Source organism: Sphingomonas sp. Leaf38 (assembly GCF_001421825.1).
GTDB lineage: Bacteria > Pseudomonadota > Alphaproteobacteria > Sphingomonadales > Sphingomonadaceae > Sphingomonas.
Genome location: NZ_LMLD01000011.1, coordinates 1294820 through 1317905, shown reverse-complemented (window position 1 = coordinate 1317905; position 23086 = coordinate 1294820). Strand labels below are relative to the sequence as shown.

Annotated in this window: 18 protein-coding genes and 1 pseudogene; 13 read left to right on the top strand and 6 right to left on the bottom strand. The window is 65.9% G+C overall.

What is annotated here, in order from left to right; translation table 11 throughout:
* Window positions 1-20: 20 nt before the first annotated feature.
* Entirely contained in the window at window positions 21-584 is a 564-nt protein-coding gene (locus tag ASE88_RS13405; protein WP_055878364.1) for a type 1 glutamine amidotransferase domain-containing protein, read from the bottom strand.
* 178 nt (window positions 585-762) lie between these two features.
* Here ASE88_RS13405 and ASE88_RS13400 point away from each other — a divergent pair, with 178 nt between their 5' ends.
* The 5 genes from ASE88_RS13400 (at window position 763) to ASE88_RS13380 (ending at window position 5884) form a co-directional block, all read left to right on the top strand.
* The gene (locus ASE88_RS13400) at window positions 763-1713 is read left to right on the top strand and encodes a DNA topoisomerase IB (protein WP_056479534.1); all 951 of its coding nucleotides are present in this window, start codon (window positions 763-765) and stop codon (window positions 1711-1713) included.
* A gap of 11 nt (window positions 1714-1724) precedes the next feature.
* Entirely contained in the window at window positions 1725-2891 is a 1167-nt protein-coding gene (locus ASE88_RS13395; RefSeq protein WP_056478483.1) for a mechanosensitive ion channel family protein, read from the top strand.
* A gap of 452 nt (window positions 2892-3343) precedes the next feature.
* Complete coding sequence (locus ASE88_RS13390) at window positions 3344-3778, top strand: MaoC family dehydratase (RefSeq protein WP_200910251.1); 435 nt, start codon at window positions 3344-3346, stop codon at window positions 3776-3778.
* A gap of 52 nt (window positions 3779-3830) precedes the next feature.
* The gene (locus tag ASE88_RS13385; protein WP_055878373.1) at window positions 3831-5009 is read left to right on the top strand and encodes an acetyl-CoA C-acyltransferase; all 1179 of its coding nucleotides are present in this window, start codon (window positions 3831-3833) and stop codon (window positions 5007-5009) included.
* Window positions 5010-5401: 392 nt separating this feature from the next.
* The gene (locus ASE88_RS13380) at window positions 5402-5884 is read left to right on the top strand and encodes a pyridoxamine 5'-phosphate oxidase family protein (RefSeq protein WP_055878883.1); all 483 of its coding nucleotides are present in this window, start codon (window positions 5402-5404) and stop codon (window positions 5882-5884) included.
* A 42-nt stretch (window positions 5885-5926) separates the two neighbouring features.
* Here ASE88_RS13380 and ASE88_RS13375 read toward each other — a convergent pair whose 3' ends face one another.
* Window positions 5927-7159: a polyhydroxyalkanoate depolymerase gene (locus ASE88_RS13375; protein WP_055878885.1), complete on the bottom strand. Its 1233-nt coding sequence runs from the start codon at window positions 7157-7159 to the stop codon at window positions 5927-5929.
* A 163-nt stretch (window positions 7160-7322) separates the two neighbouring features.
* On the opposite strand from ASE88_RS13375, the gene ASE88_RS13370 reads away from it, so the two are divergent.
* On the top strand, window positions 7323-9098 hold the full coding sequence (locus ASE88_RS13370) for an ABC transporter transmembrane domain-containing protein (RefSeq protein WP_055878375.1): 1776 nt from the start codon (window positions 7323-7325) through the stop codon (window positions 9096-9098).
* Here ASE88_RS13370 and ASE88_RS13365 read toward each other — a convergent pair.
* A complete protein-coding gene (locus ASE88_RS13365) occupies window positions 9082-9417 on the bottom strand; it encodes a TfoX/Sxy family protein (protein WP_055878378.1) in 336 nt (111 codons plus the stop codon). The two genes, ASE88_RS13370 and ASE88_RS13365, sit on opposite strands and share 17 nt — an antisense overlap.
* A 100-nt stretch (window positions 9418-9517) precedes the next feature.
* Between ASE88_RS13365 and ASE88_RS13360 the strand changes: the two genes are divergently transcribed.
* Window positions 9518-10675, top strand: a complete 1158-nt coding sequence (locus tag ASE88_RS13360; protein ID WP_056479532.1) for a saccharopine dehydrogenase family protein — start codon at window positions 9518-9520, stop codon at window positions 10673-10675.
* Between the two features lie 4 nt (window positions 10676-10679).
* Here the strand turns inward: ASE88_RS13360 and ASE88_RS13355 are convergent, their stop codons facing one another.
* Window positions 10680-12899, bottom strand: a complete 2220-nt coding sequence (locus tag ASE88_RS13355; RefSeq protein ID WP_056478478.1) for a ribonuclease R family protein — start codon at window positions 12897-12899, stop codon at window positions 10680-10682.
* A gap of 167 nt (window positions 12900-13066) precedes the next feature.
* Here ASE88_RS13355 and ASE88_RS13350 point away from each other — a divergent pair, with 167 nt between their 5' ends.
* The gene (locus tag ASE88_RS13350; protein WP_082463372.1) at window positions 13067-13831 is read left to right on the top strand and encodes a FadR/GntR family transcriptional regulator; all 765 of its coding nucleotides are present in this window, start codon (window positions 13067-13069) and stop codon (window positions 13829-13831) included.
* 25 nt (window positions 13832-13856) lie between these two features.
* Here the strand turns inward: ASE88_RS13350 and ASE88_RS13345 are convergent, their stop codons facing one another.
* A complete protein-coding gene (locus tag ASE88_RS13345; protein WP_055878385.1) occupies window positions 13857-15182 on the bottom strand; it encodes a sugar MFS transporter in 1326 nt (441 codons plus the stop codon).
* A 138-nt stretch (window positions 15183-15320) separates the two neighbouring features.
* Between ASE88_RS13345 and ASE88_RS13340 the strand changes: the two genes are divergently transcribed.
* The 3 genes and pseudogenes from ASE88_RS13340 to ASE88_RS18420 all read left to right on the top strand — a co-directional run.
* Window positions 15321-16466, top strand: a complete 1146-nt coding sequence (locus ASE88_RS13340; protein ID WP_056478476.1) for an aldose epimerase family protein — start codon at window positions 15321-15323, stop codon at window positions 16464-16466.
* A gap of 28 nt (window positions 16467-16494) precedes the next feature.
* The gene (locus tag ASE88_RS13335) at window positions 16495-18297 is read left to right on the top strand and encodes an IlvD/Edd family dehydratase (protein ID WP_056478474.1); all 1803 of its coding nucleotides are present in this window, start codon (window positions 16495-16497) and stop codon (window positions 18295-18297) included.
* An 84-nt stretch (window positions 18298-18381) separates the two neighbouring features.
* Window positions 18382-19342, top strand: a pseudogene (locus ASE88_RS18420) (glycoside hydrolase family 43 protein); the annotation flags it as partial.
* 60 nt (window positions 19343-19402) lie between these two features.
* On the opposite strand, the gene ASE88_RS13320 reads toward ASE88_RS18420, so the two are convergent.
* The gene (locus ASE88_RS13320) at window positions 19403-20485 is read right to left on the bottom strand and encodes an alpha/beta hydrolase (protein WP_082466539.1); all 1083 of its coding nucleotides are present in this window, start codon (window positions 20483-20485) and stop codon (window positions 19403-19405) included.
* A 348-nt stretch (window positions 20486-20833) separates the two neighbouring features.
* On the opposite strand from ASE88_RS13320, the gene ASE88_RS13315 reads away from it, so the two are divergent.
* Both ASE88_RS13315 and ASE88_RS13310 read left to right on the top strand, forming a co-directional pair.
* The gene (locus ASE88_RS13315) at window positions 20834-21097 is read left to right on the top strand and encodes a hypothetical protein (RefSeq protein WP_056478468.1); all 264 of its coding nucleotides are present in this window, start codon (window positions 20834-20836) and stop codon (window positions 21095-21097) included.
* 26 nt (window positions 21098-21123) lie between these two features.
* The gene (locus ASE88_RS13310; RefSeq protein ID WP_056478466.1) at window positions 21124-23082 is read left to right on the top strand and encodes a sialate O-acetylesterase; all 1959 of its coding nucleotides are present in this window, start codon (window positions 21124-21126) and stop codon (window positions 23080-23082) included.
* Window positions 23083-23086: the final 4 nt, after the last annotated feature.

Here is a 23086-nt window from a genome sequence, read left to right as displayed (position 1 = left end):
ACCCGCCTCACCATCGCCGATCAGTCGACCGGTTCGTCGGCCAGTTCTTCCTCCAGCGCGGCGATGATCGCCTTGTTGAACGCGGGGATGTCGTCGGGCTTGCGGCTGGTGATCAGATTGCCGTCGACCACGACCTCCTCGTCCACCACGTCCGCGCCCGCATTCTCGAGGTCGGTGCGGATCGACGGGTAGCTCGTCACGCGTCGGCCGTCGATCACGTCCGCCTCGGCCAGCAACCACGGCGCATGGCAGATCGCCGCGACGATCTTGCCGTCCTCCATGAACTCGGTGATGATCTCGATCGCGCGCTCTTCCTGGCGCATCGTGTCCGGATTGGCGACGCCGCCCGGTAGCACCAGCGCGTCGTAATCGTCGGTATCGACCTCGTCGAGCGTCAGCTCGGGCGTCGCCGTCTCCGCCTTGTTGATGTCGCCCTTCATGCCCTGGATCGGGTCGGTCTTGATCGACGCAAGCGTGACTTTCGCCCCCGCCGCCTCGAGCGCCTTCCTGGGTTCGAACAGTTCGACGGTCTCGAAACCATCGGCAGCGAGCATCAGTACGCGAGCTTGGGAAAGATCGGTCATGGCATGTCTCCAGTGAAATCCAGTGCCCCCTCAACCACGGGCGGCCCGCGTCGTTCCGGAACGATGCGCCTTCCCGAACATTTCCAGAGAGAGTTCATACGGCGCCCCAAGGACCACCGCATTGCCCACCAGAATCGTGTATTCGGACGACAGCAAGCCCGGCATCACCCGCAAGAAGATGCGGAACGGCTGGGGCTATTTCGATGCCAAGGGCGAGCGCATCACCGACCGCGACGAGATCGACCGGCTCAACACGATCGCCCTGCCCCCCGCCTATCGTGACGCCTGGTTCTGCCCCAAGCCCAACGGCCATATCCAGGCGGTCGGCTGGGACGAGAAGGGTCGCAAGCAGTATCGCTATCACCTCGGCTTCCGCGAAGCGCAGGAGGCGGCCAAATACGAACGCTGCGCCGATTTCGGCCATGCGCTCCCCAAGCTACGCAAGGCGGTCGAGTCCGACCTGCGCAAACGTTCGCTCACCCGAGAGCGCGCCGTCGCCGCCGTCCTCCGCCTGCTCGACGGCGGCCATATCCGCGTCGGCAACGAAGCCTATGCCGAGGCGAACGAGAGCTTCGGCGCGACTACGCTGCGCAAGCGCCACGGCGCGATAAAGGGTGCGACGCTGAAACTCCAGTACAAGGGCAAATCGGGCAAGATGCGGACGCTCAAGATCACCGATCGCTCGCTCAGCAGCTTCGTCAAGAAATGCCAGGATCTCGACGAACAGCATCTGTTCGCCTGGCTCGACGATGCGGGAGTCGCGCATCCCGTCACCTCGACCGACGTGAACTGCTATATCCGCGACGTCACCGGCACCGAATTCACCGCGAAGAACTTCCGCACCTGGGCCGCCAGCGTCGCCGCGTTCGAGGCTTTGGCCTCCGCCGAGGCGGATCTCAGCCTCAAGTCGATGCTCGAGCCCGTCGTCGCACGGCTCGGCAACACGCATGCGATCGCGCGAAAGAGTTATGTCCATCCCTCGTTGATCGCGCTGGTGAAGACCGGCCAGTCGACGTTCCGCAAGGCGCTCCGCCTCCCGCGCGCCAAGCGCTATCTCAGCCGCGAGGAATGCGGGCTGATCGCCTTCCTCGAAGCCGGCACGCCCGCGATCATCGCCAACGCGGCCTGACGAGTATCTCCATGTCCAACGCAACCACCGCCGCCAAACAACCGATCTTCGACGCCGGCGACGTCGGCAACCAAGCGCAGGGCTTCTTCACCGCCAGCATCGCCTGGATCCAGGCCTATTGGCTCCAGATCCTGATCGCGGTCGGGATCGGCGCGGCGATCGTCGTCGTTCTGCACACCGCGCGCCGGTTCGGCAGCAAGCTGTGCCAGCGCCCGCGCGCGCTGAATGGCTGGGGCATGGTCGTCGGCAAGGCCATCGCGCGCACCGGCAACTTCTTCATCGTCATGCTCGCGGCAAAGCTCGTGTCGGGCTATTCCGCCGCCCCCGGCGAGGTCGCGACGACGATCAACTTCCTCTTCACCGTCGCCGCGGTGTTCCAGGCGGCGGTCTGGGTGCGCGAGATCATCCTCGGCGCGATCGAACACCGCACCCAGTCCGAACATTATTCGGGTGAGGCGCTGCTGTCGGCGATGGGGCTGATCCGGCTGCTCGTCACGTTCGTCGTGTTCGCGGTCGCCTTGGTCGTCGTGCTCGACAATCTGGGCGTCAACGTCACCGGCCTCGTCGCCGGGCTCGGCGTCGGCGGCATCGCGATCGGTCTCGCCGCGCAGGGTATCTTCGCCGACCTGTTCGCCGCGCTCGCGATCATCTTCGACCGTCCGTTCCGCCGCGGCGATTCGATCAGCTACGACACCGCCTCGGGCAGCGTCGAGGCGATCGGCCTGAAATCGACGCGCATCCGCGGCATCGACGGCGAGGAGCGCGTGATCTCGAACAAGAACCTGCTCAACAAGGAAATCCTCAACAACACGCAGCGTAACCACCGCCGCGCGAAATTCATCATCGGCGTCACCTACTCGACCCCGCCAGAGGTCTGCTCGCGCATCCCGGCGATGCTGAAGGAGATCGTCGAGGCCAACGACAAGATCTTCACCCGCGCCGGCTTCACCGGCTTCGGCGCATCCAGCCTCGATTTCGAAGTGCAGTTCGACAGCAAGGGCCCCGATTATGCGAGCTTCTACGACGGCCGCACCGCAGTCGGCATCGCGATCCTGAAGCGCCTCAACGACGAGAAGATCGAGATCGCCTTCCCGACCCAGGTCAACATGATTGCCGCACCGGATGGCTCGGTCGTCGCTCCGTATCCCGAGGGCAAGCCAGCACGCCTGGACGCGTAAGCCATCGGCATCCAGACCATTGAGTTGGCGCATCGCATTCGAACGAGTGCACCTCCCCGGCGAAGGCCGGGGCCCAATTGGTAAGGTGGCATTAACGAGGCGCAACCTCCGTCAGCGACGCCCCCCAATTGGACCCCGGCCTGCGCCGGGGAGGTACTTCAGGCCCTCAAACCAACCTTGGCATGTTTCCTCGCGAATAGGGGGACCAAGACTGGGCTCCCGCCTTCGCGGGAGAGCAAGGAACGGAAAACCGCTATCCAAATGCAGCCCCCACTCTCCTTAGAAAATAGCGCTTTAGAATATCGGGTTCGCAACCCCACCTCGACAAACCCATCATTTTCCTCTTTCCGGTTAGCGCAAGGCTTGCGAGAGCAAGGCCTCCTCGCCTAGAGACGCGTCAGCGCGTTGCGCCAACAGAGAGGAACCCCGTGGCAACGATCACCACCGCAGAGATGCAGGCTCGCATCGGCACCGAAACGGTGTCCGACTGGGTCGAGGTCACGCAAGCCATGATCGACCAGTTCGCCGACGCGACCGGCGACCACCAGTTCATTCATATCGACCCGGCCCGCGCGGCGCAGACCCCGTTCGGCGGCACGATCGCGCACGGCTTCCTCACGCTCTCGCTGATGCCGCTACTATCGTCGAAGGTGCCCGACGCGCCGACGATCGAGGGTGCGAAGATGGGCGTCAATTACGGCGGCAACTCGGTGCGCTTCCTCTCGCCGGTCCGGTCGGGCTCCAAGGTGCGCGGCAGGTTCAAGCTGCTGTCGTTCGACGAAAAGCGCCCCGGCCAGTGGCAGCAGACCAACGCCTTCACGGTCGAGATCGAAGGCCAGGAAAAGCCCGCCCTGATCGCCGAATGGATCAGCCAGATCTTCGTTTGATTTTACCGAGTCCCCTCCCGCGAGCGGGAGGGGAGCAGAAAAGGATATACCCATGCGTTCAGCCGTCATCGTCTCCACCGCCCGCACCGCCATCGGCCGCGCCTATCGCGGCGGCTTCAACAACACGCCTGCCCCCACGCTCGCCGCACATTCGATCCGCGCCGCAGTCGAGCGCGCCGGCGTCGATGGCGCGGAGATCGACGACGTCGTCTTCGGCTGCGCGCTCCAACAGGGTCACCAGGCCGGCAACATCGCGCGCACGTCCTTGCTGCGCGCCGGGCTTCCGGTGACCGTCTCGGGCATGTCGGTCGACCGCCAGTGCGCGTCGGGCCTGATGGCGATCGCCACCGCCGCCAAGCAGATCATCACCGACAATATGGACATCACGATCGGCGGCGGCGTCGAGAGCATCAGCCTCGTCCAGACCCCGCAGATGCGCGTCGCGCCCGATCCGCAGCTGGTCGCGATGCACAAGGACGTCTACATGCCGATGCTGCAGACTGCCGAGGTGGTCGCCAAGCGCTACGGCATCAGCCGCGACGCGATGGACGCCTATGCGCTCCAGTCGCAGCAGCGCACCGCCGCCGCGCAGGCCGCAGGCTATTTCGACGCGGAGATCGTCGCGGTCGAGGCCAACATGGCCATCGTCAACAAGGAGACCAAGGAGGTCACCTACAAGGACGTGACGATCGCCAAGGACGAGGGCAATCGCGCCGACACCACGCTCGAAGGGCTCCAGTCGCTCAAGCCAGTCATGGGCCCCGACTTCACGATCACCGCCGGCAACGCATCGCAGCTGTCGGACGGGTCGTCGTCGTCGGTACTGATGGAGGAGAAGATCGCCTCGCAGCGCGGCCTCCAGCCGCTCGGTCGCTATGTCGGCATCGCGGTCGGCGGCACCGAGCCCGACGAGATGGGGATCGGCCCGGTCGTCGCGATCCCCAAGCTCCTCAAGCGCTTCGGCCTCAAGATGGACGATATCGGCCTGTGGGAGCTGAACGAGGCGTTCGCGGTGCAGGTGCTCTATTGCCGCGACACGCTCGGCATCCCCGACGAGCGGCTCAACGTCAGCGGCGGCGCGATCTCGATCGGCCACCCCTATGGCATGACCGGCGCGCGCGCGACCGGCCACGCGCTGATCGAAGGCAAGCGCCGCGGTGCCAAGTACGTCGTCGTCACGATGTGCGTAGGCGGTGGCATGGGTGCCGCCGGGTTGTTCGAGGTGCTGTGATCTTGAAAACCATGCCGCATTCGCGCATGTAATAAAGCGGCGTTGCATACACCGCCTTTCTTGTCTGGGCCTCGGTCGTGTCAGCGGCCGGGGCCCAATACGTTTGGGACTTGGGTGTCAGCCCAAGCCCCTCCCGTGCACCTAGCCTTTGCGCGACACTCCGATGATCTTCACGACCAGGGTCGCGAAGGCGAAGCGCATGCCGGGGATCAGGCACAGATCGGCAAGTTGCATACACCTTACCTTTCTTGTTTGGCAGCAGGACTGCTGCCGCCCCCATCATGGCGCGCTGTCTGCGCTTTCACCAAGCAGCATCGCATCGGACCGCGCAGCGCAACCAACGCCCGCCCCGCCCGTTCTCTCAGGCAATCCAAGCCCACAGGAGAATGACGATGGCCGACAAGGATACCCCGCAGGAAATCGCAGCGAAGTTCATCGACAAGCTGAAGTCGAGCCCGTTCGTGATGATCGGCCTCGAGGATGGCCAGCATTCCGAGCCGATGACCGCGCAGATCGACGACGATCAGCCCAACACGCTGTTCTTCTTCGCCGGTCGCGACAATCGCATCGCCAAGGGTGGCGCGGCGATGGCGCAGTTCGTCGGCAAGGGGCATGATTTCTTTGCCTGCATGTCGGGAGACGTTTCGACGTCGAACGATCGCACGCAGATCGACAAGCTCTGGAACAACCAAGTCGAGGCATGGTTTCCGGGCGGCAAGGAAGACCCGAACCTCACGCTGCTGCGCTTCGACATCGACAGCGCAGAACTGTGGGAGACGGACATCTCGATCGGTGGTCGCCTGAAGATGCTGTTCGGCGGCACGATCCGTCCGGACGAGTCGAGCAGCCACGCGGTCGTCGACTCGGTCGCATAAGCTACCGGTGGGCAGCCCCGCGATCGGGGCTGCCCATAGCCGTCACCCGTTCGCGGTGATGAACTCTTCGACAACGGGCGCGATCTTGTCGCGCCAGCGCGAACCGTTGAAGATGCCGTAATGCCCTGCGCCCTCCGCGATCAAATAGCGCTTCTTCGCATCCGGCAACGCCGTCGCCAGCGTCAGCGCAGCCTTGGTCTGGCCCAGGCCTGAAATATCGTCGCGCTCCCCCTCGATGGCCAGCAGCCCGATATCGGTGATCGCCGCCGGATCCACGAGCCGTCCACGATGCGTCAGGATCCCGCGCGGCAGTGCGTGGGTCTGGAAGACCACATCGATCGTCTGGAGATAGAATTCCGCGGTCATGTCGCAGACCGAGCGATATTCCTCATAGAAATCCTGGCTCTGCGACGCGCTCGCATCGTCGCCTTGGACGAGATGCTTATACATCTCCCAATGCGAGACCATGTGGTTGCCCAAATTCATCGACATGAACCCGGCAAGCTGCAGGAACCCGGGATAGACCTTGCGCCCCGCACCCGGATAATTGCCCGGTACCGTCGCGATCACATTCTGCTCAAACCAGGCATGCGGCCGTTCGGTCGCCAGCGTGTTGACCGCGGTCGGCGCTTCGCGCGTGTCAACGGGACCGCCCATCATCGTCAGCGTCTTGGGCCGGCACGGATTCTTGTCCGCGCTCATCAGCGCCGCCGCGGCATAACAGGGTACCGACGGCTGGCAGACCGCGAGCATGTGCGTCCCGCCCTGCCCCTCGTTCGCGCCGATCTGCTCGAGAAACGCGATCAAATAATCGACATAATCGTCGAGATCGAAGCGGCCCGCCGACAACGGCACGCTGCGCGCATCGCGCCAGTCGGTGATGTAGACGTCCGCGAACGGGAGCATCCGCTCGACCGTCCCGCGCAGCAGCGTGGCGTAATGGCCCGACATCGGCGCGACGATCAGCAGCTTGGGGCCGCCCTCGACGCCGTCCCGCACGAACCGCTTCAGCTGGCCGAAATCCTTCCGCAGCACGATCTCCTCGCGCACCGCGACCTCACGCCCGTCGATGACCGTCCGGTCGAGCCCGAACGCCGGCTTTCCGCGAGTCGCATTCGCGTGTGCGAACACCTCCAGCGCCGATCCGATCACCGCCCCGCCCCCTAAATAGGCGAATGGGTTTGCCGGATTGTTGAGCATTTCCGCGCCGAAACTCGCCAGTTTGCTGGCACCTGACATCATCGACCGTTGGAATTCGTAAGCATCGTAGAGCATGCGGTATCCTTCGCCTTTATATAGGCTATAACGGTCGTAACGCAAAAGCGCCGCAGCGCAACGCGCGATCATTACCTATCGCGTCAGGCCGGGCTGTCTCCACGGCCACCGCGCACGGTGGTTGTCGTTGAGCGGCACCCCCACGGCTGCTAGGCGGTGCCGCATGGCCAAGCCGAACCCCGAAGAGAAGACGTCCCGCCGGATCGGCGATCTCGCAATGGTATGGCGCCACGCCGCCAACTATCCGCGCCAGATCGCGTTTGCCGGCCTCGCGCTGATGACCACGTCCGCGGCGACGATCGGCATACCCTATGGCTTCAAGCGCGTGATCGATCGCGGCTTCGGCCCTGGCGCCAGCGGATCGGTCGGCACGTCGTTCCACTATCTGCTGATGATCGTCGTCGTGCTCGCACTGGCGACCGCGGTGCGCTTCTATTACGTCTCGTGGCTCGGCGAACGCGTCGTCGCGGACATTCGCACCACCGTGCAGCGCCACCTGCTTCGCCTGACGCCGCGCTTCTTCGAGGAGAATCGCCCGTCCGAAATCGCCTCGCGGCTCACCTCGGATACCGCGCTGATCGAACAGGTCGTCGGCAGCACCGTGTCGATCGCGCTGCGCAACACCTTCACCGGGATCGGCGGGCTGATCTATCTGTTCGCGATCTCGCCGAAGCTCGCCGGCATGCTGATGATCGGCATCCCGCTGATCATCCTGCCGATCGCACTGCTCGGCAAACGCGTGCGCAATTACTCGCGCACCTCGCAGGACCGGGTCGCCGATGTCGGCTCGATCGCGACCGAGACGCTCGGCGCGATGAAGGTCGTGCAGGCGTTCGGCCAGGAGGACCGCGAGGCGATCCGCTTCGCCGATGCGGTCGGCGCGACCTTCGCGGCGGCGCGCGCGCGCATCCTGCTGCGCGCGGTGATGACCGCGATCGTCATCGGGCTGGTCTTCGGATCGATCACGCTGGTCCTGTGGGAGGGCGCGATCGACGTCGCCGCCGGACGGATCAGCGGCGGCGCGATCGCCGCGTTCGTTCTTACCGGCGGGATCGTCGCAGGCGCGTTCGGCGCGCTGACCGAGGTGTATGGCGACCTGTTGCGCGGTGCCGGCGCCGCCGGGCGACTGTCGGAACTGCTGCGCGAGACGCCCGAGATCGCCGCCCCCGCCACCCCGGTCGCGCTCCCGCTGCCGCCGCGCGGCGCGCTCGCGTTCGAGAACGTCCAGTTCCATTACCCGACCCGCCGCGACGTCGCCGCGCTCAACGGCTTCTCGCTCGACATCAAGCCGGGCGAGACGGTCGCGGTCGTCGGTCCCTCGGGCGCAGGCAAGACGACGTTGTTTCAGCTCGTCCAGCGCTTCTACGATCCCGATGCGGGCCGCGTGACGCTCGACGGCGTCGACCTGCGCGACGCCGATCCCGCCGCAGTGCGCGCGCGGATCGCGATGGTCCCGCAGGAGACGATCATCTTCGGCGCGTCCGCGCGCGACAATCTGCGCTACGGCGACTGGACCGCGACCGACGACCAGCTCTGGGCCGCCGCCGAGGCCGCCAACGCGGCCGAATTCCTGCGCAAGCTGCCCGAGGGGCTCGACACGTTCCTCGGCGAGGGCGGCGCGCGACTGTCGGGCGGGCAGCGCCAGCGCGTGACGATCGCGCGCGCGCTGCTCCGCGATGCGCCGATCCTGCTGCTCGACGAGGCGACCAGCGCGCTCGACGCCGAAAGCGAGCGGCTGGTGCAGGAGGCGCTCGAGCGGCTGATGGCGAACCGCACCACGCTCGTCATCGCACACCGCCTCGCCACGGTGCGCGCGGCGGAGCGGATCATCGTGATGAGCGACGGGCAGATCGTCGAGGAGGGCTCGCACGGCGCGCTGATGACCAACAGCGGCCTCTACGCGCGGCTCGCCAGCCTCCAGTTCAACGAGGCGGCTTAGCCTTTTTGGGTTTTGGCAGCGGCAGTTCCGCGGTCGAGATACGGACGAGTTCGGCAAGCCAGTCGGCGTCGTCCCAGCGATCGGCGTCGACCAGCAGGCAGGGTTTCGCGCCCGGATAGGGCGCCCCCTCGTCGATCGCGCCTGCGAACGCACGGCCGCCGGGGGTCGGCTTCACGAACAGCTGGTCGTCGCAGATCAACGCCACCATCCTGCCGTCGCAATAGACGCCAAATTCGCCGAACATCGGCTTTGCCGAGACGTCGCCCGCTGCTGCGAGCTGCTCGACGATGAACGCGACGGTTTTGCGATCGGAGGCCATTTAGCGATGCTCGCAGATCGACGCAGCCTTGGCGAGTCACTGTGTTTCTCTTGCGATGCCACGAGCAGGAGCGCAGAACCGGCGCAAACAGGAGGCGGATATGCGCGATTTCGACATCGTCATCTATGGCGCGACGGGCTTTACCGGTCGGCTGGTCGCCGAATATCTGACTCAGACCTATCCGAGCGGTGTCCGCTGGGCGATGGCGGGCCGGTCGCTGGCGAAGTTGCAGGAGGTGCGCGATCTGATCGGTGCGCCCGCCGACACGCCGCTCGTCACCGCCGATTCGGACGATCCCGCCAGCCTGCGCGCGATGGCGGAGCGCGCCACCGTCGTGATCTCCACCGTCGGCCCGTACCAACTCTATGGCAGCGCACTCGTCGCCGCGTGCGCCGCGACCGGCACCGGCTATGTCGATCTGTGCGGCGAGCCCGCCTGGATGCGCCACATGATCGACGCGCATGAGGGCGAGGCGACGCGCACCGGTGCGCGGATCGTCTTCTCGTGCGGATTCGACAGCATCCCGTTCGATCTCGGCGTGCTGACGTTGCAGGACGCGGCAAAAGCCAAATACGGCATCCCCGCGCCCCGCGTGAAAGGTCGCGTGCGGACAATGCAGGGGACGTTCTCGGGCGGCACCGCGGCCAGCCTCAAGGCGACGCTCGCCGCCGCCGCGCGCGATCCCGGCATCGTCAAGCTGCTGACCAGCCCGTTCGCGCTGACCCCGGGCTTCCAGGGGCCGCACCAGCCGACCGGGCTTCTCCCCGAATATGACACGACGCTCTCGGCCTGGGTCGCGCCGTTCGTGATGGCACCGATCAATACCAAGAACGTCCACCGCACCAACTTCCTGCTCGGCGAGGCGTATGGCGCGGAATTCGTCTATGACGAGATGATGGTCGCAGGGCTGGGCGACATGGGCAAGATGGCCGCGGAGGCGATCGCCAAGTTCAATCCGTTCGCGGGCGACAAGGGGCCGAAGCCGGGCGAGGGTCCGTCGAAAGAAGAGCGCGACGCCGGCCATTACGACCTGTTGTTCGTCGGCATCATGCCCGATGGCGCACGGATCGACGCGGTCGTCACCGGCGATCGCGATCCCGGTTACGGTTCGACCAGCAAGATGATCGCAGAGGCCGCCTTGTGCCTCGCCCAGGACGTGAGCGGCGACGGCGGCATATGGACACCGGGCGCGCTGATGGGGACGGTTCTGCGCGACCGGCTGGTGGCGAAAGCGGGGCTGACGTTCACCGTCGGCTGACGCTCTACCGCCGCTTTCCCTGGTGGCGGATGTTCATGGGCCGACCGCGGTGCTTAATCTGGCGGACCGGCTTGCGCCCGTCACGCGGCGGCGGAGCAGCCCCCTTCCCCTCGGGCATCTCGAAGCGCAGCGCCCCCGATACCGGGTTCGCCTCCGCGAGCCGCAGTTCCAGTGCCTGCCCCTGCGCGAACACGTCGCCGCTATGCTCGCCGGTCAGCGTGCGTGCGCCCTCGTCGAAGCGGAAATACTCGCCGCCCAGATCGCGCACCGGCATCAGCCCGTCGCCGCCAATCCCCTCGACCGTCGCGAAGAAGCCGAAATTGGTCACGCCGGTGATCCTGACATCCATCACCTGCCCGACTCGCTCCGACAGGAACGCCGCGACATAGCGATCGGTGGTATCGCGCTCGGCCTCCATCGCGCGGCGCTCGAGCCGGCTGATGATCTCGCCGACCGACTCCATGTTGGCCGCGTCGTCTGCCGGCAACCCGCCCTCGCCTAGCCCGTAGGCGGACACCAGCGAGCGGTGCACGAGCAGATCCGCATAACGCCGGATCGGCGAGGTGAAGTGCGCGTAACTGCCAAGGCTGAGCCCGAAATGCCCATGATTGCCCGGCGCATAATAGGCCTGTGTCTGCGTGCGGAGGATCTGCTCCATCACCTGCGGCCGGAAGTCGGCATCGCCGATCCGCTCGATGATGTGGTTGAACGTCGCCGGGCGGACGACCTGCCCCAGCGCGAACGGCACGTCGAACGTCTCGAGATACTCCTTCAGCGCCATCATCTTCTCGCGGCTCGGCGGCTCGTGGATGCGATACATCACCGGCGCCTTCTTCGCCTCGAGCGCCTTGGCGGCGGCGACGTTGGCGGCGATCATGTAGTCCTCGATCAGCCGGTGCGCGTCGAGCCGTTCGCGCGGCGAAACCGACATGATCCGCCCCTGCTCGTCGAGCACTACCCGGCGCTCGGGCAGATCGAGATCGAGCGGCGCCCGCGCATCGCGCGCCTTGGCGAGCGACTGCCAGCATGCCCAGAGGGGACGCAGCACGGATTCGGTCAGATCGAGGTCGAGCGTACCGTCGATCGCCGCCTGCGCCTCTTCATAGGCCAGGTTCGCCGCGATCCGCACCACCGCGCGCGTGAAGCGCCACGACTTGAGCGATCCATCCTTGCCGATCCGCAAATGGCAGGCCAGTGCCGCGCGATCCGCGCCTTCCTTCAGCGAACACACCTCCGCCGACAGGATCTCGGGCAGCATCGGCACGACCCGGTCGGGGAAATACACCGAGTTCCCGCGCCGCCGCGCCTCGCGATCGACCTCCGATTTCGGCCGCACGTAGAAGCTGACATCGGCGATCGCGACGATCGCCTTCCAGCCGCCCGCATTGGCGGGATCGTCGTCCGCCTCCGCCCACACCGCATCGTCGTGATCGCGCGCATCCTCGGGATCGATCGCGACGATTGGCACGTCGCGCAAATCCTCGCGCCCCTCGCCCAGCGGCAGCTTGGACACCCGCTCCGCCTCGTCGAGCGCCTCCTGCGAGAAGACGTCGGGAATGCCCAGCTTGTGGATCGCGATCAGCGAGAAGCTGCGCGCCGCAAACGGATCACCCAGTTTCGAGACGACGCGCGCGGCGATCTTCGGCGGCTTGCCCGCGAGTTCGGCCAGCACCAGATCACCCGGCGCCGCACCGCCCGCATCCGCGACCGCGAACTCACGCCGCTCGCGCTTGTCGACCCCCGTCAGCCACAGCCGCCCCCCGTCTTCACGCAGCACGCCCAATACCTGTTCGGACGCCGGTGCGAGCACCTTCATCGGATGCGCGATCCAGCCGTTCCCGGCCTCCTCGGTGCGCGCCAGGATCCGTTCGCCAACGCCCAGCGCCCCCCGCTTGCGTTCGCGCACGCGGAGCCGCGGCGGGGGCACGCCTTCAGCCTCCCACCGCTCGGGCACCGCCCAGACGTTGCCGCCATCGTCTACATCGACGATTCGCAACACCGTGACCTTCGGCACGCCGCCCATCTTGTGGAACGCGCGACCGGGGGCGCTGTCGATCAGCCCCTCGTCGGCCATGTCTTTCAACAGCGCCTTCAGCCCGATCTTGTCCTGAGCGCTGAGCCCGAAGCCCTTGGCGATCTCGCGTTTACCCGCGGGCACGTCGGAGGTGGCGATGAAGTCGAGGATCTGCTCGCGCGTCGGAAGACCGGCTTTTGGTTTGTACATGGATCAGAGATAGGGAGCCATCCGGTTCCCGTCACCTGTTCGATCACGTAGAAACCCAAGGATTTGGCATAGTATCTACTCGGACATATCAGCGTACCTCGGGGCGGTGATCTTTGCCGTTTCGCCAGCCGAGATCGGCTGGTACGCAGGTCTACAGGAGTGCAATCATGACCAAGACCATCGCAGAACCAACGGCGCCCGCATCGACCCCGGTTGCAACGCCGCGGGTGCCGCGCGGGACGGGGCGGCGGCTTCATGGCGCGATCGCGCATAAGTTGGGCACCGCAATCCTAGCGGGCGACTATCCGCCGGGCGACGTCCTGCCGGGTGAGGTCGCATTCTCCGAGACGCTCGACGTGTCGCGCAGTGCGTATCGCGAAGCGGTGCAGGTGCTGACCGCGAAGGGGCTGGTCGAGAGCAGGCCGAAGGCGGGGACGCGCGTCCTGCCGCGCAACCGGTGGAACCTGCTGGACCCCGACGTGCTGGCCTGGGCGTTTGCCGGCGAGCCCGATATCGCCTTCGTCCGCGGTTTGTTCGAGCTGCGCGCGATCGTCGAGCCCGCCGCCGCCGCGCTCGCCGCGGAACGCCGCGAACGCAGCGACCTGAAGATCATGAAGGATGCGCTCGCGGCGATGCGGCGTCACACGCTTGCCACCGAAACCGGCCGCGCCGCCGATCGCGAATTTCACGACGCGGTGCTGACCGCGACGCGCAACGACGCGTTGATCGTCCTGAGCGCGAGCATCGGTGCTGCGGTCAGTTGGACCACGCAGTTCAAGCAGCGGGCGCGGGCCCTGCCCCGCAATCCGATCCCGGATCACGTCCTGGTCTATGACGCGATCGCGGCGGGGGATGCCGCGGCGGCCAGCGCAGCGATGCGAACGCTGGTCGATCTGGCGCTGGAGGATACCAAGCTGGCGATGGAGCGCTGAACCGCACCCCATCGCCCTGCAAGTCTCAGTGGACCGTGACGGGATCGGGCAACGCGTCGGTGACCTTCGACCCCCACACTGCGTAGAACAGCACGTACAGTTCGCACGCCGCGGTCAGCAGGAACGAGGTCTGCAGCCCGTAGGTATCGGCGAGCCAACCCTGAACGATCACCAGCGCACCGCCGGCGATCGCCATGATCAGCAGCCCGGACCCCTCCTCGGTCAGCGGTCCGAGCCCGCGGATGCCGAGCGTGAAGATCGTCGGGAACATGATCGAGTGAAACAGACCGACAGAGATCAGCGCCCACATCGCAACATGCCCCGTCGTGAACGTCGCGATCAGCATCACGACGAACGCGCCGATGCTTGCCCCGGCCAGCACGCGCTCGGCAGGAATCGTCCGCATCGCGACGCTGCCGAGCAGCCGGCCGACCATCATCCCGCCCCACAGGATGAACAGGTAATGCGACGCCTGTTCGTGCGTCAGATTACCGATCTGCGGCTGGCTGACGAAGTTGATGAACAGATTGGCAACACCAATCTCGGCAATCAGGTAGATGAATATCGCCGGGATGCCGAACACGAGGTTGCGGTGCGACCAGAGCGAGAGCCCCTTGCGATCAGCCTTGGCCGAGCGCTGCGTCGCCGAGCCCATCGCCGGCAGCGGGAAGCGCGCGATGACGATGGCCAGCACGACCAGCACGCCCGCGACGATCAGATACGGCAACACCACCGACTGCGCGTCTGCGAGTCGCTCGGCCGGCGTCAACACCGCAGTGGACCCGGCAACCGCGGTGCCCGAGGTCGAGCGCCCGAGGATCAGATACCCGCCGAACAGCGGCGCGAGCGTCGCACCCGCCGAGTTGAAGGCCTGCACCAGATTGAGCCGCGACGACGCGGTCTCGGGCGGCCCGACGACGGCGACATAGGGGTTGGCGGCGACCTGCAGCAACGTGATCCCGCTCGCGATCACGAACAGGGCGACCAGCGTGACGCCGTAGGACGGCAACCGCGCGGCTGGCACCATCATCAGCGCACCGACCGCCATCAGGCCCAGCCCGAACACCATCGCGCGCTGATAGCCGACCCGCTCGATCAGCTTGGCCGATGGGATCGAGGCGAAGAAATAGGCGATGAACCAGACGCTCTCGATCAGCGTGGTCTGCGTATAGCTGAGGTCGAACACGCTGCGTAAGTGCGGCAGCAACGTGTTGTTGATGACGGTGATGAAGCCCCACATGAAGAACAGGCTGGCCAGCAGCGTGAGCGCGGACCGATAGCTCGGTGCCCCGCCCGTCGTGGAAGGAGCCCCCGCTCCGACAGCATGTTGGGTCTGTATCGGCATTGCCATAGTCGCTCTATCCTCCACGCCATGTCGGTGACTGATCAACAGTCTTTTTCCGCATGGCTTGCCCAAATTTCTGTTGTCCGACTATATAGCCCCACAAGGCGCGTCAACGGCGTCAAGCGATTAAGGACGGGAAGCGGAATGCGCGCAATCATAAACTCGGGGATCATCGTGGCAACCTTGCTGGCTGCGCTGTCGGCGCACACTGCCGATGCGGCGGAGGCGAAGCGCGCGCCCGCCGGAACGTTGAAGGACGGCACCGCGATCGAGGCGATCACGCTCAGCAACGCGCACGGCGTCACCGCGCGTATCCTGTCCTATGGCGCAACGCTGCAATCGCTGATGGGCCCCGACCGCGCCGGCAAGATCGCCGATGTCATGCTCGGCTATGACGACCTCGCCTCCTATGTCGACCATCCGAACTTCTTCGGCGTGACGGTCGGTCGCTATGCCAACCGGATCGCGGGCGGTCGCTTCACGCTCGATGGCAAGGCGTATCAGCTGCCGCTGAACGACAAGACGAACTCGCTCCACGGCGGCGGCCAGGGCTTCGACAAGACCGCGTGGAAGGTCATGTCTGTCAAAAGCGGCCCGATCGCAACGCTCGTGCTCGGGCATCGTAGCCCAGACGGCGACGCCGGCTATCCCGGCAACCTCGATGTCACCGTGACCTACACGCTCGACGAAGCCGGCAATCTCGGCATCGCCTTCGATGCGAAGACCGACAAGCCGACCGTGGTCAACATGACCAATCATGCAATCTTCGATCTCGCCGGCGAAGGCTCGGTGGGCGGCATTTACGGCCACCGCCTGACGATTCCCGCCAAGGCGATCACGCCGGTCGACGACAAGCTGATTCCGACCGGCGCGTTGCAACCCGTCGATGGGACCGTGTTTGACTTCCGCAAGGGTAGAATCGTCGGCGAGGGCATCCGCGACGGCCGCGACCAGCAGATCCGTTATGGCCAGGGCTATGATCATAACTTCGCGCTCGACAAGGGCCTGACCGCCACGCCCGAGCTGGCCGCGCGACTGGAGGATCCGACCTCGGGTCGCGTGCTCGAAGTGCTGACGACCGAGCCCGGCGTGCAATTCTACACGGGCAATTTCCTCGACGGCACGTATATCGGCAAGCAGAGCCATCTGTACCGGATGGGCGACGGCATCGCGCTGGAGCCGCAAAAATTCCCGGACTCGCCGAACAAGCCCAACTTCGTCTCCGCGCGCGTCGATCCCGGCAAGCCCTATCATCATGCGATGATCTACCGCCTTTCCGTCGCCCGCTGACCCCACCGCTCCCCCCAGGAACTTCCCGATGACCGACATGCCAAAACTCCCCCAGCCGCTCCGAAGCCGCGCGTGGTTCGACAACCCCGAGAATATCGACATGACCGCGCTCTATCTCGAGCGCTATCTGAACTTCGGGCTTAGCCTCGAGGAACTGCGCTCGGGCAAGCCGATCATCGGCATCGCGCAGACCGGCAGCGACCTGAGCCCCTGCAATCGCCACCATCTTGTGCTCGCCGAACGCCTGCGCGAAGGCATCCGCGAAGCAGGCGGCATCGCGCTCGAATTCCCGGTCCACCCGATCCAGGAAACCGGCAAGCGCCCGACCGCCGGGCTCGACCGCAACCTCGCCTATCTGGCGTTGGTCGAGGTGCTCTACGGCTATCCGCTCGACGGCGTCGTGCTGACGATCGGCTGCGACAAGACGACGCCCGCCTGCCTGATGGCGGCGGCGACCGTGAACATCCCGGCGATCGCGCTGTCGGTGGGGCCGATGCTCAACGGCTGGCACAAGGGCGAGCGGACCGGCTCTGGTACGATCGTGTGGAAGGCGCGCGAGTTGCTCGCGACCGGCGCGATCGACGATGAGGGCTTCATCAAGCTCGTCGCCTCGTCGGCCCCCTCGACCGGCTATTGCAACACGATGGGCACCGCGACGACGATGAACAGCCTGGCCGAAGCGCTCGGCATGCAGCTGCCCGGATCGGCCGCGATTCCCGCGCCGTACCGCGACCGCCAGGAGGTCGCGTACAAGACCGGCAAGCGCATCGTCGAGATGGTCGCCGAGGATCTGAAGCCGTCGGACATTCTGACCAAGGAAGCGTTCCACAACGCGATCGTCGTCAATTCGGCGATCGGCGGTTCGACCAATGCACCGATCCACCTTTCGGCGATCGCGCGCCACATCGGCGTCGAGCTGCCGATCGACGACTGGCAGACCCACGGCCACAAGGTGCCGCTGATGGTCAACCTGCAGCCGGCCGGCGAATATCTCGGTGAGGATTATTACCATGCCGGCGGCGTCCCCGCGGTGGTCGGTGAACTGATCAAGCAGGGCCTGATCCACGAAGACGCGATGACCGCGAACGGCAAGTCGATCGGCGACAATTGCCGGACCGCGACGATCGAGGACGAGCGCGTGATTCGCCCGTTCGCGACGCCGCTGAAGGAAGACGCGGGCTTCATCGTCCTGCGCGGCAACCTGTTCGAGAGCGCGATCATGAAGACCAGCGTGATCTCTCCCGAGTTCCGCGAACGCTATCTGTCGAATCCCGCCGACCCCGAGGCGTTCGAGGGCCCCGCGGTCGTGTTCGATGGTCCGGAAGATTACCACCACCGGATCGACGACCCCTCGCTCGGGATCACCACCGACACGTTGCTGTTCATGCGCGGCGCCGGTCCGATCGGCTATCCAGGTGCCGCTGAGGTCGTCAACATGCGCCCGCCGGCATATTTGATCCGCGAAGGCGTCCACGCACTCCCCTGCATCGGTGACGGCCGCCAGTCGGGGACATCGGGTTCGCCCTCGATCCTCAACGCGTCGCCCGAAGCCGCCGCGATGGGCGGGCTCGCGCTGATCCGTACCGGCGACCGTGTCCGCATCGATCTCGGCCAGGGCAGCGCCAATGTGCTGATCTCCGATGACGATCTCGCGGAGCGCCGTCGTGCACTGACTGAAGCGGGTGGCTATGCCTATCCGCGCTCACAGACGCCCTGGCAGGAAATCCAGCGGGCGACCGTCGGCCAGATGGAAACCGGCGCGATCCTGGAGGGTGCCGAGAAATACCAGCGCATCGCCCAGACGATGGGGCTGCCGCGCGACAACCACTAACCGCAAACGGCGTACGGATCGCGATGTCAGCATCCTGCCATGACTCAATCCGTACTCCGCGCCTTGGCGGCCCTTTGCGCGCTGATGCTCACGACGAGCGTTGGCGCGCAGACCGCCAGTTTCGAAGACTTCAGCTATGACGGCCGGTCGCAGGAGCGCGTCGCCGCAGGGCCCAATGCATACCGCAATCCGATCCTGGCGGGCTTTTATGCCGATCCGTCGATCGCCCGGGTCGGCGGCGACTATTATCTCGGCAATTCCAGCTTCGCGCATTTCCCCGGGCTGCCGATCTTCCGGTCGACCGATCTGGTGAATTGGACACAGATCGGTAACGGAACATCGCGGCCGAGCCAGCTCGATCTGGCGGGACGCACCGTGTCGCAAGGCGTCTTCGCGCCCGACATCTCGTGGCACGCCGACGTGTTCTAAATCGTCAACACCTGCGTCGCGTGCCAACGCAATTTCGTGATCCCCGCGAAGGACCCGGCCGGGCCGTGGTCAGAGGCGATCTGGTTGCCGTTCGAGGGTATCGACCCATCGCTCTATTGGGAGGGCGGCAAGGCCTATATCGTCAACAACCGCGCGCCGAACCAGCCGTCGCGCTATGACGGGCTCCGCGCGATCTGGGTGCAGGAATATGACTGGCGCGCGGGCAGGATGGTCGGGCCGAGCACGCAGATCGTCAATGGCGGCGTCGACCTGGCGACCAAACCGGTCTGGATCGAAGGGCCGCATCTGCTCCGCCACGACGAGTATACTATCTGATCGCAGCCGAGGGTGGCACCGGCGACAATCATTCCGAGGTCGTGTTTCGATCGAAGCGCCTGACCGGCCCGTTCATACCCTATCCGCACAACCCGATCCCGACGCACCGCGGTCTGCGCCTGGATCGCCCCAACCCAATAACGTCCGCGGGTCACGCTCAGTTCGTCCAGACCCAGAGCAGCGAATGGTGGGCGACGTTTCTCGCAACGCGCCCCTATGCGCCGAACGCTATGCGATCGGCCGCGAGACCTTCCTGTTGCCGGTAACGTGGTCCGATGGCTAGCCGCATATCCTCGCGCCGAATACGCCGATCCCGTTCACCGCGCCGAGGCGGATTTATTCAGCGGTCAAAGACGAGATGCTGGCTGAAGAACGGAACCACGTGATCCTGAAAGCGCAGCGCGACGTTGCTGGTATGCGTGCCCGGGTAGATCGTGAAGTTGTTGGCGATGCCGTAGCGATCGAGCGCCGCATGCAGTCTTGCAGCATCGTCCTTTAGATTATCCTTGTCGCCGACATCGATCGCGATCGCGCGGTAGCGGCGCAGATTGCCGACATATTGATCCAGCATCGCGAGCGGCGCGTTCGCGGCCCAGCGTGCGAGCACGTCAGGCTGCACGACACCGTTCTTGATCGGCAGGTCGAGGAATAGCGGCGGCGCGGCCGGATCGGGCGACCATGCCGCCGCGCTCGCCAGTTGCGCGCGTGTTCCCCAGGACAGCGTGGCAGCATCGCCCGCCGATCGCAGCGCGCGCACGCTGGCTTCGATCGCCGGGTCGAACGCCTTGGCATCGCGCGGCGACAGGCAGCAGGGGCTCATCATGTAGAGCGCCCCAAACATATCAGCATGTTTTAGCCCGATGCGCGTGGTGCCATACCCCCCCATCGAATGCCCGGCGAGTCCGCGGCTCTCGCGCCGCGCGATTGTCCGATAATGCGCGTCGATATACGCGACCAGATCGCGCGCGACGAAAGTCTCGAAATCGCCGGTCGTGACCGAACTGGAATACATCGATCCGTTGTGCACCGTCTTCGCATCGGGCAGCACCAGGATCATCGGCCGCGCACCCTTGGCGAATGCGCCTTCGACGGTCTGCGGGACATGGATCTCGCCGATCCACTGTGCCGCGCCGATCGAATAGCCATGCAGCGCATAGACCACCGGATAGCGCCGCGCGCGATCCGCGGCATAGCCGGGTGGCAGGATTACGATCACGTCACGGTCGGCTGCATTGCCTTCGAGATTACCCTCGATCGAGGCGCCATGGACTTTGATCCGTTCGATCGTAACGGGCTTGGCCCCAACCACCGCCGGCGGCGCGTTGGTGTCGACCTGGGCGACGGAAGGATTGGTCGCAAGCGCGACGCCGACGAGGACCGCCGTCATCGTCGAACGACGGAATCCTGTCTTGGGCAAGGTCATCGATCCCCTCCTGTTCTGATTTGATATTGATATCGCTATCACCGATGCGGTGCCTATGAGAGTCTTAATCCCGGTATTTCGTCATCTCGGCCAGGGTCGGATCCGCATCGTGATAAAGGTCTTGCCGGTTTGCCTGGTCAGACTATACCGGGCTATGTGAGCGATACCATGGCTACTCGAGCCCTGTCGGTTCGGTGTGATAAATGGTGCGCGCGACGACTTCCCGGCCCCGGCAAGGACCGGTTCGGGAGGGAGGAGAGGTGAGCGGCGATGGGGTACCAATTCGCATATAGTCCTGAGTCGGAGCGAGCGTTTCCGCGCGCGATCCGCGCCCTCGCATCGAGCCGGATGACGAACGCGCGCGCGGGCCCGGCGCAGCCGCAGACCAAGCCACAATCCATCCCGCGACCCGCCGCGGTTTCGACCATCACGACGATCGGCGACGTCCTGCTGCACGGCCGCCCGGTGACGCTCGAGGCGAAAACCAAGCATTTCCCCGGTCTGCTGGGTCCGGTCCGGCACTCTCGGCGGGCGAAGCGCCCGCTGGCGGATGTGCCGCATTACCGCGACCTGCTGCGCAAGATCGCCGAGCGTGGTCCGTCGACACGATGACTCTCTTGCACCGAAGCGGCAATCGCATGAGAAACCGACCGTCGACCCTTGTCTCCGCCGCCGCACTGGGGCTCACCACAGCGTTGGGCGGCCCGGCTGTAGCGGCCGATCCTACCGGCCCACGCCTCGACGGGCTGATCGGTGATCATGCCGTGCTGCAACGTGGTCAGCCGATCGTGGTGCGCGGCGCCAGTGGACCAGGGCAGCCGGTCACGCTCCGGTTCGCAGGGCGCAGCACGACGGTGACAGCCGATCGCCAGGGTCGGTTCGAGACGCGTCTGCCCGCACTCCCAGCGGGCGGGCCGTACGACCTGACTCTCACGGCCGCTGGCGGTACGACGACGGTGCGCGACCTGCTGATCGGCGACGTGTTCCTGTGTTCGGGGCAGAGCAACATGGAGCTTCCGGTCAACGCCGCGCAGGATCTCATCCCCGACGCGCATCCCCCGCTCGACGATCACCTGCGTCTCGTGACGATCGCCAAGACGAGCAGCGAGACGCCGTTGCCGCGGTTCGCGACGATGCCGCAATGGGCGGTGGCGGGACCGGACACGGTACCCGCTTTCTCCGCGGCCTGTTTCTACATGGTGCAGGCCTTGCGCCGCAGCGAGGGTGTGCCGATCGGTGCGATCCACGCGAGCTGGGGCGGCTCGCGGATCAGCGCGTGGATGGACGACGCGGCCTTGCGATCCGCCGGGATGGCGCGCGAGGCGGCGCTGCTCGCGCGACACGCCAGGGACCCGGTGGTGGCGGAGCGCGGCGCTTCGACGATCTGGGAGGAGTGGTGGCGGCGTGGTACCGGCGACGTGGCGGGTCGCGAACCGTGGCAGCCCGACGCCGCGCTCGACTGGAAGCCCGTGCCGAAGATGGCCAATTTCGAGCTTTGGAGCGTCGCCGCGCTCGCCGATTATAACGGCATGATCTGGTATCAGCGCGTCATCACGCTGACCGAGGCGCAGGCGCGCGGCGCGGCGACTCTGGCGATCGGCGTCGTCGACGATGCGGACCGCACCTGGATCAACGGGATCGGCGTCGGCGGCACCAGCAACGCGGCCCGCGCCCGCGTCTATGCGTTGCCCGCGGGTGCGCTGAAACCGGGGCGCAACGTCATCACCGTCAACGACGACGACGTCTATGCCTATGGCGGGATGACCGGCCCGGCGGACACGATGAAGCTGACGCTGGCGGATGGGACGCCTATGCCGATCGGCGACGGCTGGCGTTACGCGGTTGCCAAACGCGTGCAGGGCAATGCACCGCGCTCGCCCTGGGACGACATCAACGGCGCGGGGACGCTGTATAACGGCATGATCGCGCCGCTCGGATCGACCGCGCTCGCAGGGATTGCCTGGTATCAGGGCGAGTCCGACACCGGCCTGCCTGGATACGAGACGCGACTCGCGGCGATGACCCGCGGCTGGCGCGAGCAATTCGGACAGGCGACAATCCCGCTCGCGGTCGCGCAGCTCGCCAATTACGGCAAGCCGCCGATCGCGCCGGGCGAGAGTGGCTGGGCCGACGTCCGCGAGGCGCAGCGCCTGATGGCGGCGCGCGATGGTCATGCCGGTGTCGCGGTGACGGTCGATCTTGGCGATCCGCTCGATATTCATCCGGGCGAGAAGCATGCCGTTGGACAGCGTCTCGCGCGTGTCATCCGCCCGCTCGCCTATGCCGGCCGCAAGCCGATGGGTCCGAGTATCGCCACCGCGTCGCGCACTGATGACGGCGTGGCGCTGCGCTTCGCCGGGGTGACGGGATCGCTCCATGCGCAGGCGTCGCGCATCGCGATCGGCTTCGAACTCTGCGGTCCAACGGCCGGCAGTTGCCGCTACGCGAACGGCCTGGTCCAGGGCGACCGGGTGACGCTCGCGCCCGATGGCTGGCCTGTGGTCCGCGTCCGCTATGCCTGGGCGGACAGCCCGGTCGTCAATCTCGTCGACGACGCGCAACTGCCGGTCGGACCATTCGAAATCCCGCTTCCCTGACGTT

Excerpts from the sequence above, each read along its gene's own strand:
- ASE88_RS13405 (WP_055878364.1), bottom strand. The coding sequence starts at position 584 with ATGACCGATCTTTCCCAAGCTCGCGTACTGATGCTCGCTGCCGATGGT.
- ASE88_RS13400 (WP_056479534.1), top strand. The coding sequence starts at position 763 with ATGCGGAACGGCTGGGGCTATTTCGATGCCAAGGGCGAGCGCATCACC.
- ASE88_RS13395 (WP_056478483.1), top strand. The coding sequence starts at position 1,725 with ATGTCCAACGCAACCACCGCCGCCAAACAACCGATCTTCGACGCCGGC.
- ASE88_RS13390 (WP_200910251.1), top strand. The coding sequence starts at position 3,344 with ATGCAGGCTCGCATCGGCACCGAAACGGTGTCCGACTGGGTCGAGGTC.
- ASE88_RS13385 (WP_055878373.1), top strand. The coding sequence starts at position 3,831 with ATGCGTTCAGCCGTCATCGTCTCCACCGCCCGCACCGCCATCGGCCGC.
- ASE88_RS13380 (WP_055878883.1), top strand. The coding sequence starts at position 5,402 with ATGGCCGACAAGGATACCCCGCAGGAAATCGCAGCGAAGTTCATCGAC.
- ASE88_RS13375 (WP_055878885.1), bottom strand. The coding sequence starts at position 7,159 with ATGCTCTACGATGCTTACGAATTCCAACGGTCGATGATGTCAGGTGCC.
- ASE88_RS13370 (WP_055878375.1), top strand. The coding sequence starts at position 7,323 with ATGGCCAAGCCGAACCCCGAAGAGAAGACGTCCCGCCGGATCGGCGAT.
- ASE88_RS13365 (WP_055878378.1), bottom strand. The coding sequence starts at position 9,417 with ATGGCCTCCGATCGCAAAACCGTCGCGTTCATCGTCGAGCAGCTCGCA.
- ASE88_RS13360 (WP_056479532.1), top strand. The coding sequence starts at position 9,518 with ATGCGCGATTTCGACATCGTCATCTATGGCGCGACGGGCTTTACCGGT.
- ASE88_RS13355 (WP_056478478.1), bottom strand. The coding sequence starts at position 12,899 with ATGTACAAACCAAAAGCCGGTCTTCCGACGCGCGAGCAGATCCTCGAC.
- ASE88_RS13350 (WP_082463372.1), top strand. The coding sequence starts at position 13,067 with ATGACCAAGACCATCGCAGAACCAACGGCGCCCGCATCGACCCCGGTT.
- ASE88_RS13345 (WP_055878385.1), bottom strand. The coding sequence starts at position 15,182 with ATGGCAATGCCGATACAGACCCAACATGCTGTCGGAGCGGGGGCTCCT.
- ASE88_RS13340 (WP_056478476.1), top strand. The coding sequence starts at position 15,321 with ATGCGCGCAATCATAAACTCGGGGATCATCGTGGCAACCTTGCTGGCT.
- ASE88_RS13335 (WP_056478474.1), top strand. The coding sequence starts at position 16,495 with ATGACCGACATGCCAAAACTCCCCCAGCCGCTCCGAAGCCGCGCGTGG.
- ASE88_RS13320 (WP_082466539.1), bottom strand. The coding sequence starts at position 20,485 with ATGACCTTGCCCAAGACAGGATTCCGTCGTTCGACGATGACGGCGGTC.
- ASE88_RS13315 (WP_056478468.1), top strand. The coding sequence starts at position 20,834 with ATGACGAACGCGCGCGCGGGCCCGGCGCAGCCGCAGACCAAGCCACAA.
- ASE88_RS13310 (WP_056478466.1), top strand. The coding sequence starts at position 21,124 with ATGAGAAACCGACCGTCGACCCTTGTCTCCGCCGCCGCACTGGGGCTC.